The 14560-nt window shown below is 64.3% G+C and carries 13 protein-coding genes; 9 read left to right on the plus strand and 4 right to left on the minus strand.

Annotation, left to right across the window (positions count from 1 at the left end; translation table 11 throughout):
- Positions 1–2 precede the first annotated feature (2 nt).
- From QA643_RS03060 to QA643_RS03090, 7 genes are all read left to right on the plus strand, one after another.
- On the plus strand, positions 3–902 hold the full coding sequence (locus QA643_RS03060; RefSeq protein WP_283031741.1) for an ABC transporter permease: 900 nt from the start codon (positions 3–5) through the stop codon (positions 900–902).
- Positions 903–999: 97 nt separating this feature from the next.
- Positions 1000–2796, plus strand: a complete 1797-nt coding sequence (locus QA643_RS03065) for an ABC transporter ATP-binding protein (RefSeq protein ID WP_283031742.1) — start codon at positions 1000–1002, stop codon at positions 2794–2796.
- A gap of 107 nt (positions 2797–2903) precedes the next feature.
- Entirely contained in the window at positions 2904–3086 is a 183-nt protein-coding gene (locus QA643_RS03070; protein ID WP_283031743.1) for a DUF4089 domain-containing protein, read from the plus strand.
- A 5-nt stretch (positions 3087–3091) separates the two neighbouring features.
- Positions 3092–4489, plus strand: coding sequence for an AtzE family amidohydrolase (locus tag QA643_RS03075; RefSeq protein WP_283031744.1), 1398 nt, complete (start codon positions 3092–3094; stop codon positions 4487–4489).
- 2 nt (positions 4490–4491) lie between these two features.
- The gene (gene hpxZ / locus QA643_RS03080; RefSeq protein ID WP_283031745.1) at positions 4492–4893 is read left to right on the plus strand and encodes an oxalurate catabolism protein HpxZ; all 402 of its coding nucleotides are present in this window, start codon (positions 4492–4494) and stop codon (positions 4891–4893) included.
- Entirely contained in the window at positions 4890–5594 is a 705-nt protein-coding gene (locus QA643_RS03085; RefSeq protein ID WP_283031746.1) for a GntR family transcriptional regulator, read from the plus strand. The genes hpxZ and QA643_RS03085 overlap by 4 nt, the downstream gene beginning before the upstream one ends.
- 143 nt (positions 5595–5737) lie before the next feature.
- Positions 5738–6940, plus strand: a complete 1203-nt coding sequence (locus QA643_RS03090; RefSeq protein WP_283034693.1) for a urate hydroxylase PuuD — start codon at positions 5738–5740, stop codon at positions 6938–6940.
- A gap of 21 nt (positions 6941–6961) precedes the next feature.
- Here QA643_RS03090 and atzF read toward each other — a convergent pair whose 3' ends face one another.
- Both atzF and QA643_RS03100 read right to left on the minus strand, forming a co-directional pair.
- On the minus strand, positions 6962–8773 hold the full coding sequence (gene atzF, locus QA643_RS03095; RefSeq protein ID WP_283031747.1) for an allophanate hydrolase: 1812 nt from the start codon (positions 8771–8773) through the stop codon (positions 6962–6964).
- Between the two features lie 211 nt (positions 8774–8984).
- Positions 8985–9509, minus strand: a complete 525-nt coding sequence (locus QA643_RS03100; RefSeq protein WP_283031748.1) for a MarR family transcriptional regulator — start codon at positions 9507–9509, stop codon at positions 8985–8987.
- Positions 9510–9658: 149 nt separating this feature from the next.
- Here QA643_RS03100 and QA643_RS03105 point away from each other — a divergent pair, with 149 nt between their 5' ends.
- Positions 9659–11521, plus strand: a complete 1863-nt coding sequence (locus QA643_RS03105) for a feruloyl-CoA synthase (RefSeq protein WP_283031749.1) — start codon at positions 9659–9661, stop codon at positions 11519–11521.
- 213 nt (positions 11522–11734) lie between these two features.
- Here the strand turns inward: QA643_RS03105 and QA643_RS03110 are convergent, their stop codons facing one another.
- On the minus strand, positions 11735–12250 hold the full coding sequence (locus tag QA643_RS03110) for a MarR family winged helix-turn-helix transcriptional regulator (RefSeq protein ID WP_283031750.1): 516 nt from the start codon (positions 12248–12250) through the stop codon (positions 11735–11737).
- Between the two features lie 136 nt (positions 12251–12386).
- Between QA643_RS03110 and QA643_RS03115 the strand changes: the two genes are divergently transcribed.
- Complete coding sequence (locus tag QA643_RS03115; protein WP_283034694.1) at positions 12387–13574, plus strand: ABC transporter substrate-binding protein; 1188 nt, start codon at positions 12387–12389, stop codon at positions 13572–13574.
- A 389-nt stretch (positions 13575–13963) separates the two neighbouring features.
- On the opposite strand, the gene QA643_RS03120 is transcribed toward QA643_RS03115, so the two are convergent.
- Positions 13964–14494: a MarR family transcriptional regulator gene (locus tag QA643_RS03120; RefSeq protein WP_283031751.1), complete on the minus strand. Its 531-nt coding sequence runs from the start codon at positions 14492–14494 to the stop codon at positions 13964–13966.
- Positions 14495–14560: the final 66 nt, after the last annotated feature.

The raw sequence follows: 14560 nt of genomic DNA on the forward strand, positions 1-14560 counted from the left end.
AGATGAGTAGCGTTGCGCCTGCCGTCGAACCCGCCGCGCCCGCGCGGACCTCGAGCCTGTCAGCGACCTTCGAGCATGTCAGATACGTGCTCGGCGAGAACCGCGTCACGGCGTTTGCCTTCGGCCTCCTGGTCGTCATCCTGTTCGCTGCGATCTTCGGCCCGTTCATCGTGCCCTACGATCCGCTCGCCAGCGATACCTCTTCCGCGCTGAAGCCGCCGTCTGCGGCGCACTGGTTCGGCACCGATCAACTCGGCCGCGATATCTTCAGCCGCGTCATCGTCGCCACTCGTCTCGACACCTTCATCGCGGTCGCCTCGGTGGCATTGGTATTCCTAATGGGCGGGCTTGCCGGCATCGCCGCCGGCTATTTCGGCGGCTGGACCGACCGCATCGTCGGGCGCGTCGCCGACACCATCATGGCGTTTCCGCTGTTCGTGCTGGCGATGGGTATCGTGGCGGCGCTCGGCAACACCGTGCAGAACATCATCATTGCGACCGCGATCGTGAACTTTCCGCTCTACGCCCGCGTTGCCCGCGCCGAAGCCAATGTCCGCCGCAACGCCGGCTTCGTGCAGGCGGCGCGGCTGTCCGGCAATGGTGAGATAAGGATACTGCTGGTGCACATCCTGCCCAACATCATGCCGATCATGATCGTGCAGATGTCGCTGACCATGGGCTACGCGATTCTGAACGCCGCCGGCCTTTCCTTCATCGGCCTCGGCGTACGGCCGCCGACGGCGGAATGGGGCATCATGGTCGCCGAAGGCGCGACCTTCATGGTGTCAGGGGAATGGTGGATCGCACTGTTTCCGGGCCTGGCGCTGATGATCGCGGTGTTCTGCTTCAATTTGCTCGGCGATGGCCTGCGCGACATCGTCGACCCGCAGCGGAGGACGTGATGCCTCGCGTTAGCTTTGCGCGTCCTGTAAATGAGACAGTGGTGCTGACCTTTCTACTGTGCATGGGGTTGTTTTCGATATTTTTGCGGAGGTCGTCATGACGGCCCAGCCTCTGCTCGACGTTAGCGACCTCACGGTCGAATTCACCACCCGGCGCGGCATCGTCAAGGCGGTGCAACACGTCAACATCTCCGTCGCCAAGGGCGAGACGCTCGGCATCGTCGGCGAGTCCGGCTCCGGCAAGTCGGTGACCTCCTATGCCGTAATGCGGATTCTCGACCGTGCCGGCCGGATCGCCGAGGGTTCGGTGATGTTCTCCGGCATCGACGTCAAGGCGGCCGGCGAGAACGAGATGCGCGATTTGCGCGGCCGTGAGATCTCGATGATCTTCCAGAACCCGCGCGCGGCGCTGAACCCGATCCGGAAAGTGGGCGACCAGATCGAGGACGTGCTGCGCCAGCATGTGCAGAGCGCGGCCAGCGACCGCGGCGAGAAGGCGATCCAGGCGCTGGAGCAGGTCAAGATCGCGCGCCCGCGCGAACGTTATCACGCGTATCCGTTCGAGCTCTCCGGCGGCATGTGCCAGCGCGTCGTGATCGCGCTGGCGCTGGCCTGCAATCCGCGGCTCCTGATCGCGGACGAGCCGACCACCGGCCTTGACGTCACCACGCAGAAGGCGGTGATGGACCTGATCGTCGAGCTGACCAAGCGCCGCCACATGTCGACGATCCTGATCACCCACGACCTCGGCCTCGCCGCTGCCTATTGCGACCGCGTGGTGGTGATGGAAAAGGGCAGGGTGGTCGAGACCGCGAAGTCCGCGGACATTTTTGCCAAGCCCGAGCACCCCTACACGCGCAAACTGATGCGCGCGACGCCAAGAATTGGGGTGTCATTGCGCGATTTGTTGCCGGAAGATGAGGCTCCAGCCTCTCCCCGCACGCGGGGAGAGGCCGACGCGCGCAGCGCGGCGGGTGAGGGGGACTCTCCGCGCACCGTGCTCGCGGAGGCGGCCCCTCACCCCGACCCTCTCCCCGTAAAGGACGGGGAGAGGGAGAAGCCACCCCTCCTCACCGTCGAAAAACTCGTCAAGGAATATCCGCGACAGGGCGCAAGCGCGGTGCTGACAAAACTATTCTCGCGCAAGCCGCCGGTGGAAGCGGAAGTGTTCCGCGCCGTCGACGGCATCAGCTTCACGGTCGGCCATGGCGAGAGCGTCGGCCTGGTCGGCGAGTCCGGCTGCGGCAAGTCGACGACGTCGATGATGGTGATGCGTCTCTTGGACCAGACCTCCGGCCGCATCGCCTTCGACGGCGAGGAGATCGGCGCCATCATGCCGCAGGCGTTTGCGCGGCTGCCGCAGCGCAAAAGCATCCAGATGGTGTTCCAGGACCCGACCGACAGCCTCAACCCGCGCTTCACCGCCGCCCGCGCCATCGCCGATCCGATTCTGCAGCTCGGCGACATCAGAGGGCGCGACGCGCTGCGCGCCCGCTGCGAGGAGCTTGCCGGTCTGGTCGGGCTGCCCGTCAATTTGCTCGATCGCTTTCCGCATCAGCTATCCGGCGGACAGAAGGCGCGCGTCGGCATCGCGCGCGCGATTGCGCTGCGTCCAAAGCTCGTGATCCTCGACGAGCCGACCGCGGCGCTCGATGTTTCCGTGCAGGCAGTCGTACTCAATCTGCTGCAGGATCTGAAAGCGTCGATGGGCATGAGTTATTTGTTTGTGTCGCATGATCTGAACGTGGTGCGTTTGCTGTGCGATCGTGTCATCGTCATGCGTAGCGGGCGAATCGTCGAGCAAGGCGCGTCCGAACGCGTGCTCGGCGATCCCCAGGACGCCTATACAAAGGAATTGCTGACGGCGATCCCGCATCCGCCGTTGCCGGTCTAGCTGTCATGCCCCGCGAAGGCGGGGCATCCAGTACTCACTGATGCCGGTGGTTACTGGATCGCCCGGTCAAGCCGGGCGATGACACGGAAGAGAGAAGGTAGAGTGAAATGGCCGACGATCATCTTGATCAGTACATCGATGCCGTCGCGAAAGCGTTGGCACTGCCAGTCGAGGAAGCCTGGCGCCCCGCGGTGCGCACCAATCTTGAGGTGTCGCTGAGGCTGGCGCGGCTCGTCGATGAATTCCCGCTGCCGGACGAGACCGAGCCGGCCAGCATCTATTCGGCTTGATGGTCATGACCGCAGCATCAGACCTCCTGTCGGCGCAACAGATCGCGCAAGCGGTATCCGGCCGCCAGCTTTCGGCGCTGGGTGCGACCGAGGCGGCGTTGGCGCGGGTCGCGGCGCATGATCGCGTGCTGAATTCGTTCACTGACGTTACCGCCGATCGTGCCCGCGCCACGGCCAAGGCGATCGATGCCACGATCGCAGCAGGTGAAAAGGTCGGCCCGCTCGCCGGTGTGCCCTTTGCGGTGAAGAACCTGTTCGACGTGAAAGGCCTCGCCACCCGCGCCGGATCGAAGATCAACCGCGACCTCGCGCCATCGCCACGCGACGCCACGCTGATCGAGCGGATGGAGGCGGCCGGCGCCGTGCTGGTCGGCGCACTCAACATGGGCGAATACGCCTATGACTTCACCGGCGAGAACGTGCATGACGGCCCGTCGCGGAACCCGCACGATCCGACGCGGATGACCGGCGGTTCTTCCGGCGGCTCGGGCAGCGCCGTCGGCGGTGCGCTGGTTCCTATCGCGCTCGGATCCGACACCAACGGATCGATCCGGGTGCCGTCCTCGTTCTGCGGTATATTTGGCCTGAAGCCGACCTACGGCCGGCTGTCACGGGCGCGCTCGTTTCCCTTTGTCGCCAGCCTCGATCATCTCGGTCCGCTCGCGCGAAGCGTCGGCGACCTCGCGCTGGCCTACGACGCCATGCAGGGATCTGATGCCGATGACGCCGCCTGCACCACGCGACCGGTCGAGCCTGTCACTTCGCTATTAGCAAAGGGCGTCGACGGCCTGCGGGTCGCAGTGGCCGGCGGCTATTTCCAGAAGAACGTCTTTCCCGAAGCGGTCGAGGCGGTCACGCGTGTTGCCAAAGCACTGAACGCAACGCAGACGGTCGAATTGCCCGAGGCCGCTCGTGCCCGCGCCGCGGCCTATGTGATCACGACCACCGAAGGCGCCTCGCTGCATCTCGACCGTCTGCGCACGCGTCCCAATGATTTCGATCCGGCGGTGCGCGACCGCCTGATCGCCGGCGCGATGGTGCCGGCGCCGCTGGTCGATCGCGCGCAGAAATTCCGCCGCTGGTACCGCGCCAGGGTGCTGGAGCTGTTCAAGTCGGTCGACGCGATCATCGCGCCGGCGACGCCCTGCACTGCGCCGAAACTCGGTCAGGTCAATTTCGTGCTTGACGGCGTCGAGCTGCCGGTGCGCGCCAATATCGGCATTCACACCCAGCCGATTTCGTTCATCGGTCTGCCGGTCGTCGCGGTGCCGGTGCCGCTGGAGCCGATGCCGATCGGCGTGCAGATCATCGCCGCGCCCTGGCGCGAAGATATCGCGCTACGCGTCGCGCATGCACTGGAACAGATGGGTGTCGCGGCCGCGCCGGCGCGGAGAGGATTTTGAGGATGGAAATCGATCTTCCCGATGTGCTCGCCGAGGTCACCGCGGAATTCCAGCGCTATGAGGCGGCGCTGGTGTCGAACGACGTCGCGGTGCTCGACGAGTTGTTTCGCAATGATCCGCACACCCTGCGTTACGGCATCGCCGAGAATCTCTACGGCTACGAGGCGATCATGGCGTTCCGCGCCGCGCGCTCGCCGGTGGGGTTGATGCGGCGGACCGACAAGACTGTCATCACGACCTATGGCCGGGATACCGCGGTCGCTTCGACGCTGTTCTATCGCGATGCGTGGGCCGGATCGAAAGTCGGTCGCCAAATGCAGACCTGGGTGCGGTTTCCCGACGGATGGAAGATCGTCGCCGCGCATGTGAGCATCATCGACGAGCCGAAAGGTCAAACGGCATGAGGCTGGACGACCTTTCGGAAACCGGGGTTCGCCGCGTCGATCGCCCGTCGTCGCGACGCGACAAGGTCACGCGCGCGGAAGAGCTGCGGCTGCAGCTTGCCGACGAGATCGTGCGCGGCGTGCTGCCGCCGGGATCGCCGCTCGACGAAACCGATATTGCGCGCCGCTTTTCCGTGTCCCGTACGCCGGTGCGCGAGGCGTTGCGTCAGCTTGTTGCGAGCGGGCTCATAGAGGCCCGCGCCCATCGCGGCGCGGTGGTGGCGCAGCCTTCGCTGGACCGGTTGACTGAAATGTTCGAGGCGATGGCGGAGCTGGAAGCCCTGTGCGCCGGCCTCGCCGCCGAGCGGATGCCGCCGGCGGAACGCCAGAAGCTGGAGGCGATCCATGAGGAGCTGCGCGTGCTCAGCCATGCCGGCAATCCCGAGCGCTTCCACGAAGTCAACGAGCGTTTCCACAACGCGATCTATGCCGGTTCGCAGAACGGCTACATCGCCGAGATGACATTGGCGACGCGGGTGCGGGTGCAGCCGTTCCGCCGCGCCCAGTTCCGCAACCTCGGCCGTCTCGCCAAATCGCATGCCGAGCACGATCGCGTCGTCGTCGCCATCATGCGCGGCGACAAGGCCGGCGCGGCGGCGGCGATGCGCGCCCATATTGAATTGGTGCGTGGAGAGTATGAGATTTACGCGGTGTCGGTATAGTCGTTTTGCGGAGCTTTTGATCGGAGTCAACTTTCTGCCGGCCGGCCTGCGGTAACCGACTATTGGCAAATGCTGGAAAGGTTTATGACAAAGGCAATTCGGGACAAGGCTGGGATCGTGTTTGAAAGCGCGCTCTCGCGATGATCTGGCAATCCATCATTACGGATTGGTTGAGCCTGGGCTTTCGCTGGCTGCATATCGTGGCTGCGATCGCGTGGATCGGCAGCTCGTTCTATTTCATCCACCTCGACCTCAGCCTCAAGCCGAGCGGCGACCTTCCCGATGGCGTCCAGGGCAGCGCCTGGCAGGTCCACGGCGGAGGCTTTTACCGGATCATAAAATATCTGGTTGCGCCGAAGGCAATGCCCGACGAGCTGACCTGGTTCAAGTGGGAAGCCTACACCACCTGGCTGTCCGGCATCGCCTTGATGATCGTCGTCTACTATCTGGACGCCGACCTGTTCTTGATCGACAAGTCGAACCTCGATCTCTCACCGCTGCAGGCCGCCGCCTTCAGCGCCGGCAGCCTCGTCCTTGCGTGGATCCTCTACGACACCGCGTGCAAGACCGCTCTGGCCCGGAACGAATGGCAATTTGCGTTGGGCGGCTACCTGTTTCTGGTTGGCCTGACCTGGATTTTCACGCACGCCTTAAGCGGGCGCGGCGCCCTGAACCAGATCGGGGCGATCGTCGGCACGATCATGGTGGCCAACGTCTTTCTGGTCATCATTCCCAATCAGAAGAAGATCGTTGCCGCACTGCTCGCGGGGCAGTCGCCCGACCCGCGGCTCGGCAAGGCGAGCAAGCTTAGGTCGGTTCATAATAACTACCTGACCCTGCCGGTGGTCGCGCTGATGATGAGCAACCATTATCCGCTTATTTTTGCGACGCGCTATAATTGGGTGATCGTCGCGATCCTGCTGCTGCTCGGCCCCGTCATCAGGCATTTCTTCAACGCCCGGCACGCCGGGAAGAAATCTCCGTGGTGGGTCTGGATTATTGCTGCCGCCGGGATGCTCGCCATCGGCTGGCTTTCGGCGGCAGGGCCTCCCGCCGTTGCGGTAGGTGCGCTGCCCGAGACTCAACCGAAATTTTCGGAAGTCGAAGAGATCGTGGTGTCACGATGCAGCATGTGTCACGCGAGCGAACCGGTCTGGGCGTCGATCGCGACAGCGCCCAAGGCCGTCCTGCTGGACCGGCCAGAGCACATCAGGCGCAACGCCAAGCTCATCGGCCGATATGCGGTGTGGTCGATTGCAATGCCGCCCGGCAACGTCACGGAGATGACGGGTCAGGAGCGCGCGACCATCGCCGCATGGCTTGCGGCGGGCGCCCCTGGTAATTAGCCGAACGGCTAGCCCGCGCGATCAAATCTTTGTCCCCGCATTCTCCATGAACGCGCGCCAGCCGCCGAATGCGGAAATATCGCGCGCGCCGTTGATCGCGGCCGCCTCCACGAGAAACCCTTTCACGGCTCGTCCGTCGGCCAGGCCAATCGTGCCGATGCCGAGCGGCGGCGGGATGGCGGCGACGAATTTGCCGAAGGCGGTGGCCGACAATGCCCAGAGCTCTAGCTTGATCGCGCTTCCGCTGCTCGCGTCGACGCGCAGCATGCCGGGCTTCGGCGGCGTAGTGTCGAGCGCGTAAAGCTTGTAATCCGGCGCGGTTTCGGTCGCCTCGAGCAGGCGGGCGCCGAGCGCCTGCAGTTCGCCGTTGAGCGCCATGCCCGAGAGATGCGCGCCGACCACGGCGATGGTGATTTCATCACCGCTCGCGGCTGATGGCCGCGATGCGAGCGGCGGCGGCATCACGCCGTGGGCTCCGATTTTCAGTTTGGTGTTGGCATGAAACACCCGCCCGATGCTGGCGAGCTCGGCGTCGCGGCCGGCGGGCGCGAGCAGCGTGACGCCGAATGGAATGCCGTCGTCGCGCATCGCGGCCGGCAGTGCGAGGCCGCAGAGGTCGAGCAGGTTGACGAAATTGGTGTAGGTGCCGAGCCTGGAGTTGAGCTCGATCGGATTGGCCAGCACCTGCGCGGTCGTGTAGGCGGTCGGTGCCGTCGGCAGCACCATCGCGTCGAACTGGGCAAAGCTGCGCTCGGCGGTGCGGCGCAGCGCTTGCAGCCGATAGAGCGCGGCGAAGGTCTCGGCCGCCGTCAACCGCGCGCCAGCTGCGGTGATCTCGCGCGTCACCGGATGGATCGCGTCAGGCGCCGACGCGAGCAGGTCGCGGATCACGAGGTAGCGTTCGGCGACCCATGGCCCCTCGTAGAGCAGCCGCGCGGTCTCGTAGAACGGTTCGAGGTCGAACTCGACCAGCGTGGCGCCAAGCTGCGTCCAGCGCTTCAGCGCCGCGTCATAGGCTTTCTCGGCGGCGCGGTCGCCGAAGAAGATCAATTGGCCGTTGCGGGGAACGCCGAGTCGGAGTTTTTCGGGAAACGCTGTTACTGCACCAAGTGGCCGATTGCGCGAATATGGATCGGCGCTGTCGGGTCCCGCCATCGCCGCCAGCGCGGTCATCGCGTCGTCGACCGTGAGCGAAAACACGGAAATGCAGTCCAGCGTGCGGCAGGCCGGCACTAGCCCGGCGTTGGAGATCAGCCCAAGGCTCGGCTTCAGCCCGACGATGTTGTTGAGCATCGCCGGCACGCGGCCTGAGCCGGCCGTGTCGGTGCCGAGCGCGAGCGGCACGAGGCCGGCCGATACCGCGACCGCGGAGCCCGAACTCGATCCGCCCGGAACGAGGTCGCCGCGGATCGGATTGACTGGAATGCCATAGGGCGAGCGCACGCCGACGAGCCCGGTGGCGAACTGGTCGAGATTGGTCTTGCCAATGATGATCGCGCCGGCGGCGCGCAGTTTTGCAACCGCCGTCGAATCCTGCGCCGGCGAATAGGAAAAGGCCGGGCAGGCCGCCGTGGTCGGCAGGCCCTGCGCGTCAATATTGTCCTTCACCGCGACAGGAATGCCGAACAACGGCAGCACGGCCGCGTCCTTCGAAGCGAGCGCCTCGGCCTCGCTTAGCGCGTCGTTCTCGTCGCGCAGGCTGATGAAGATGGCGGGATCGTTGTGGTCGCGGATGCGCTTGTAGGAGCGGGCGACGGTCTGCGCTGGGGTGAGCGTGCCGGCGCGGTGCGCCGCGACGATGGCGGAGGCGGTTTCAGGCGCGTCGGACCCCATGGCGGGCAAAACTCCAGCGAGCAAAGACTACCCGGAAGAAAGCAAGCGATGTGCCATTGTGTACAATAGCGAGGATCGATCCGAATTTGATGATAGTTAAACTATTTCAGTGGCTTAAATCGACGGCCCGCTGGCTCGGCCGGGTCGGTGCGGCGGAACAGTTGCATAAAAAATAGGCGACCTCGCTCCCAGCGAGGCGGGCAGGCCTTGATCAGGTGAACGCCGAAAGAATCTGCAGGAGTTTCTCCCGGTTTGCCTTGCCGATCTTCTCGGCGACATGGCGCTCATGTTCGGTGGCGAGGCGCTTGAACTGGGCCAGCGCTGTTTTGCCGCGCGCCGTCAGGTGCAGGGCGTGGGAGCGACGGTCGGTGGCGGAGCGGATGCGGCTGATGAGGTCGCGATGCTCGAGACTGTCGAGCAGATGCACCAGGCGGGCGCGTTCGATCCCGAGCCGCTTGGCGACGGCCATCTGGCTCAGGCCGGGATTGGCGCCGATCACGGTCATGACGGAATACTGCGTCGGGCGGATATCGACGGCGCCGAGCGTGCGGATGAAATCCTGAAATATCCAGATCTGGAAGCGCCGCACGGCATATCCGGCGTGGCCGGCCAGCGCGTCGAGGCCGATCTCGTCGTCGAGGTTTGCGCCGCCATTGGCGGCCTGCTTCCGTCCGCGAGGCAGCCTCGCGCTGGGTCGCGATCTGCCTGTTTTGGATACCTGCGCGCTTTCCGTCATCGTCTACGCTTCTAGCGCATCGGCGCTCCGATGAGAAGATTGTTGTTGACGACAACAATTGTTGTGCTCAACATTAGCCGCAAGCAGCCTTCTGAGCTGCAGGCCGGCGTGACGCCGGCGATCGGCGAACCAGCCGGCAGGAGGAAACCATGACCATCGCCGCATCAAGCGGTGACAAATCCAGCAAACTGTTTGCGACGCCCGCGATCGTCGCCGATCGCCGCGCCGACGGCAGCATCATCGTGAAATCGACCGCTCCGCTAGGCGAAAGCACGCGCTGCATCGGCGACTGGCTGGAGCATTGGGCGCGGCAGGCGCCGGACCGCATCTTTCTTGCCGATCGCGCCAGCGCGGATGCGCCGTGGTCGACGGTCACCTACAAGGATGCATTGAAGCAGGTACGGGGCGCGGCCGCCTGGATCCTCGCGCAAGGCCTCAGTGCCGAGCGGCCGCTGGTGATCCTGTCCGATAACAGCGTCGAGCACGCGCTGTTTGCGCTCGCCGCCCAGCATGTCGGCGTGCCCTCGGCCGCGATCTCGCCGGCCTATTCGCTGATGTCCAGGGATTACGACAAGTTCAAGAGCATGGTCGGGCTGCTGGAACCAGGCGCGATCTATGTTTCCGCAATAAAGCCGTTTGCTGCAGCGCTTGCTGCGATTAGGCCGTTGCATACGGCGACCATCGTCAGCGGCAATGCGGATGATGGCGACGCGGTCGCCTTCCGAACCATCGCGGCGACGCCGGAAACAACCGATGTCGACAAGGCGTTCGCCGCAATCACGCCCAATACCATCGCAAAATTCCTGTTTACCTCAGGCTCGACCGGCACGCCGAAGGCCGTCATCAACACCCAGCGCATGCTGACCTCGAGCCAGCAGGCGAAAGCGCAGACCTGGACGTTCCTCGAAGATATCGGCGACAAGCTCGTGATCCTCGACTGGTTGCCGTGGAGCCACACCTTCGGCGCCAACCACAATTTCAATCTGGTGCTGCGCAATGGCGGCACGCTCTATGTTGACGGCGGCAAACCGGCGCCCGGCCTGTTTTTGACCTCGCTCGCCAATCTGCGCAGCGTGAGGCCGACGGTCTATTTCAACGTGCCGCGTGGCTTCGATATGCTGATCGCGGCGCTGCGCGGCGAAGACGAATTGCGGCACAGGTTCTTCAGCGAAGTAAAATTCGCCTTCTATGCCGGAGCGGCGCTGCCGCAAAATCTCTGGGATGCGCTGGAAGAGCTCTCGATCAAGACGGTCGGCCGCGCGCTGCCGATGGTGTCGGCCTGGGGCTCGACCGAGACCTCGCCGCTCGCCACCGACTGTCATTTTCAGGCCAGGCGCTCCGGCAATATCGGCGTGCCGATACCGGGGACCGAACTAAAACTGGTGCCGTCGGGCGACAAGCTGGAGGTGCGCGTGCGTGGCCCGAACGTCTCGCCGGGCTACTGGAAGGCGCCGGAATTGACCGCGCAGGCGTTCGACGCCGAAGGCTTCTATCTGATCGGCGATGCCGTCACCTTTGCCGATCCGGAGCGTCCCGAGCTCGGCCTGTTCTTCGACGGTCGCGTTGCCGAGGATTTCAAGCTGAACTCCGGCACCTGGGTCAGCGTCGGCACGCTCCGCGTCGCCGGGATCGCAGCGCTGGCGCCGCTGGCGCAGGACATCGTCGTCACCGGCCATGGCGGCGACGAAGTGCGATTCCTTATCTTCCCGAATATCGCTGCCTGCCGGGCCCATGCCGGCCTGCCTGATACTGCCGATGTGAAGGACGTCATCGGCCACGATAGGGTTCGCAGTGCGATCGCGCAGGGCCTTGTGAAACTGAAGGCGCAGAGCGGCAATTCGTCGGGACATGCGACACGCGCGCTGCTGCTGGCCGAGCCGGCCTCCGTCGATGGCGGCGAGATCACCGACAAGGGCTACATCAACCAGCGCGCGGTGCTGACGCGGCGCGCGGGCGCGGTGGCAACGCTCGACGACGATGCTTCGGCCGAATGGATCGGCTGCGCCGGCTGACTTCTTGCGCTCCTCATGGGGAGGAGCGCCACCGGGTCCGCGCGAAGCGCGGCCCGATGACAGGCTCCGCGTCTCCGGACGATGCTTCGCTTCGCCGGGAGAACCATGAGGCCACAGAAGGGCCTGCATCCTTCGAGACGCCCGCTTTGCGGGCTCCTCAGGATGAGCGGTTTGGAGAGGCAATAACGCAGCAGAAATAGGACGTGCTGTGCCTCAAATGCCGTTCTCGTGCGCCTCGACCAGCCGCACCAGCATCTGGAGAAAAGCCGCCTGCTCGGCTTTGCTGAGCACCGAAAGCGTCCGCGCGTTAAAACTCTCGCCGAGCCGGCTGGCTTCGTCGGCGCGACGCTCGCCGGCGGCGCTGAGGCTGAGTTCGACCGCGCGGCGGTCCCGCGCCGAGCGCTTGCGCTTGAGAATGCCGGTCTCCTCCATCCGGGCGAGGATTTTCACCAGGTTGGGCAGCTGCATTTTCAGGACCGCGGCAAGCTCGCTTTGCGTCACCGTCTTGTTGTCACGCACCGCGACCAGGATGGCGTATTCGAGCGGCGAGAGTTTCAGCGATTCAAAATACGGGTAAAACGCCTCGAAGTTCTGCAGTTGCAGAATCCGGATCATGAATCCAGGGGTTTCCTGGAGCGCGCTGAGATCGAGCTCCCGCTGTCCGTCCGGCTCGGCCGCCTTTGCGGCCCCGTTACCCCTGCGCGTCGTCGCTTTGCCGATTCTACCCATGGGCAATAGCTCGCACGTCGTCATGTGAATTGACAATCCTCAAAATGCTTATAAAATATAACTAATCAGAAGCGGTCGCGAAGGCCCGCCGTATCCACACAGGAGGGAACGCATGCGACAGTTTTTTCGCCTTGGAATGCTTGTGGCCGCGCTCGGCGGCATGTTCGCCGGCGCGGCTCACGCCCAGGACCGCGTTCGGATCGGCGTGCTCAACGACCAGTCAGGCGTGTTTTCGACCTATCAGGGCGTCGGCTCGGTGATCGCAGCGCAGATGGCCGTGGAGGATTATGGCGGCAAGGCCGCCGGCAAGCCGGTTGACGTCATCACCGCCGATCACCAGAACAAGACCGATGTCGGCGTCGGCATCGCGCGGCGCTGGTACGACACCGAAAATATCGACGCCATCTTCGACCTGCCGAATTCGGCGATCGCGCTTGCGGTGGCCGCGATGAGTGAGCAGAAGAACAAGGCGTTCATCGGCTCCGGCGCCGGCACGGCGCTCCTCACTGGCGAGAAATGCACGCCGAATACCGTGCACTGGACCTACGACACCTATGCCTATGGCCGCGGTCTCGGCAAAGCCGTGGTGGCGCAGGGTGGCAAGAAATGGTTCTTTCTGACCGCCGATTATGCCTTCGGCCATGACCTGGAGAAGCAAGCGATGGAGGGCGTCAAGGCCTCCGGCGGCGCAGTGCTCGGCGCCGTGCGCCATCCGCTCGGGACGGCCGACTATGCCTCGTTCCTGCTGCAGGCGCAGGCCTCGGGCGCCGACGTCGTCGGCGTCGCGAATGCAGGCGACGACACCATCACCTCGATCAAGCAGGCGGCGGAGTTCGGGCTGACGCAAAAGCAGAAGCTGGTCGGCCTGATCCTTGGCATGAACGGCATTCCCGCGCTGGGGCTGAAGGCGGCGCAGGGCGCGCAGATCATGAATCCTTTCTACTGGGATCTGAACGACGGCACGCGCGCCTTCGCAAAACGTTTCGCCGAACGCCATCCGCAGAAGAATTATCCGAACGACATGCAGGCCGGCGTCTATGCTTCCGTGCTGCATTATCTCAAGGCTGTCGACAAGGTCGGCGGCGCCGCTGACGGCAAGGCCGTGGTCGCTGCCATGAAGGCGATACCGACCGACGATCCCTTGTTCGGCAAGGGAACGATCCGCAGCGACGGGCGCAAGATTCATCCGCTCTATCTGCTCGAAGTGAAGAAGCCGGACGAATCCACGTCGAAATGGGATCTGCTCAAGGTCGTCGCGACGATTCCCGGAGATCAGGCGTTCCGTCCCGAGAGCGAGGGTAACTGCCCGTTGGTGACGAAGTAGCTTGGCCTTGCGAACGCCCGGCCGTCGCCTATGCGCCCATTGTCCTAGTCCGATGTGCCCACAAACTCGTCGTGCCCGGGCTTGTCCCGGGCATCCACGTCTTGGCAGCAAAGGAAGTCGTAGATGGCCGGGACAAGCCCGGCCATGACGATCGGACCGCTTACGGGTCATTCGTGGAACTTTCGACGGGCCCGTCATTTATGTTGCCAAGGCAACTAGTTTGTGAGAGCGTATTCTCAGAACAAGCGGCCGAACGAAGAGCACGGAGTGCCGAAGGCCGTATAGGGGAGAAACGGATGTCCGGGCGATTGGATCGTCACGACGCATTGCGCCATCGCACGCGCGTCGGCTCTGCGGCGTATGTTCGCGCTGCGGCCGCCTCCGGCCGTTCAGGCGCGATCGTCGATTTCGCCGGCGCCTTTTACCGCATCGAGATTGCCGTGCACCCGCAGCAGCAGCGCGATCAGCGTCTCGCGTTCCGGCTTGCTCAGGCAGGACAGCAGGCGACGTTCGCGTTCCAGCGCGACCGCGATAACCTGATCGTGGGTGGTATAGCCCTTTGCCGTCAGCGAGATCGAATGGGTGCGCCCGTCCTGGCGGTCGGCGCGGATGTTGACCAGACCGCGCTCCTCCATTCCGGCCAAGGTCCGGCTCACTGGGCCCTTGTCGAAACCGATCACGTGGCAGATGCGGGCCGCCGAAATTTCCGGCTCGATCGCCAGCAGCGACAGGATCCGCCATTCCGTGACGTTGACCCCGAAACGCTTCTGATAGACGACGGTCGCGCTGCGCGACAATTTGTTGGCGATGAAGGTGATGAGCGCCGGCACGTAACGGTCGAGGTCGAGCACCTGTTCGGCGCGCCCGCTCCTGCCTGCCGTACCCGCGCGAGGGGCGCGCGCCTGTCTGTTCCTGCTCATGCTCTTCCGAAGCCGCTCCAGCATTTTAGACATAGAGACAGCGCACGCCGCTCTGCAAGAACATTA

This window comes from Bradyrhizobium sp. CB3481, assembly GCF_029714305.1.
Lineage (GTDB): Bacteria > Pseudomonadota > Alphaproteobacteria > Rhizobiales > Xanthobacteraceae > Bradyrhizobium.

What these genes read in the sequence shown, in the direction of transcription:
- QA643_RS03085 (WP_283031746.1), top strand. Translation starts at nt 4,890, where the DNA reads ATGAGGCTGGACGACCTTTCGGAAACCGGGGTTCGCCGCGTCGATCGC.
- QA643_RS03065 (WP_283031742.1), top strand. Translation starts at nt 1,000, where the DNA reads ATGACGGCCCAGCCTCTGCTCGACGTTAGCGACCTCACGGTCGAATTC.
- QA643_RS03120 (WP_283031751.1), bottom strand. Translation starts at nt 14,494, where the DNA reads ATGAGCAGGAACAGACAGGCGCGCGCCCCTCGCGCGGGTACGGCAGGC.
- QA643_RS03105 (WP_283031749.1), top strand. Translation starts at nt 9,659, where the DNA reads ATGACCATCGCCGCATCAAGCGGTGACAAATCCAGCAAACTGTTTGCG.
- hpxZ (WP_283031745.1), top strand. Translation starts at nt 4,492, where the DNA reads ATGGAAATCGATCTTCCCGATGTGCTCGCCGAGGTCACCGCGGAATTC.
- QA643_RS03060 (WP_283031741.1), top strand. Translation starts at nt 3, where the DNA reads ATGAGTAGCGTTGCGCCTGCCGTCGAACCCGCCGCGCCCGCGCGGACC.
- QA643_RS03115 (WP_283034694.1), top strand. Translation starts at nt 12,387, where the DNA reads ATGCTTGTGGCCGCGCTCGGCGGCATGTTCGCCGGCGCGGCTCACGCC.
- QA643_RS03075 (WP_283031744.1), top strand. Translation starts at nt 3,092, where the DNA reads ATGACCGCAGCATCAGACCTCCTGTCGGCGCAACAGATCGCGCAAGCG.
- QA643_RS03100 (WP_283031748.1), bottom strand. Translation starts at nt 9,509, where the DNA reads ATGACGGAAAGCGCGCAGGTATCCAAAACAGGCAGATCGCGACCCAGC.
- QA643_RS03110 (WP_283031750.1), bottom strand. Translation starts at nt 12,250, where the DNA reads ATGGGTAGAATCGGCAAAGCGACGACGCGCAGGGGTAACGGGGCCGCA.
- QA643_RS03070 (WP_283031743.1), top strand. Translation starts at nt 2,904, where the DNA reads ATGGCCGACGATCATCTTGATCAGTACATCGATGCCGTCGCGAAAGCG.
- atzF (WP_283031747.1), bottom strand. Translation starts at nt 8,773, where the DNA reads ATGGGGTCCGACGCGCCTGAAACCGCCTCCGCCATCGTCGCGGCGCAC.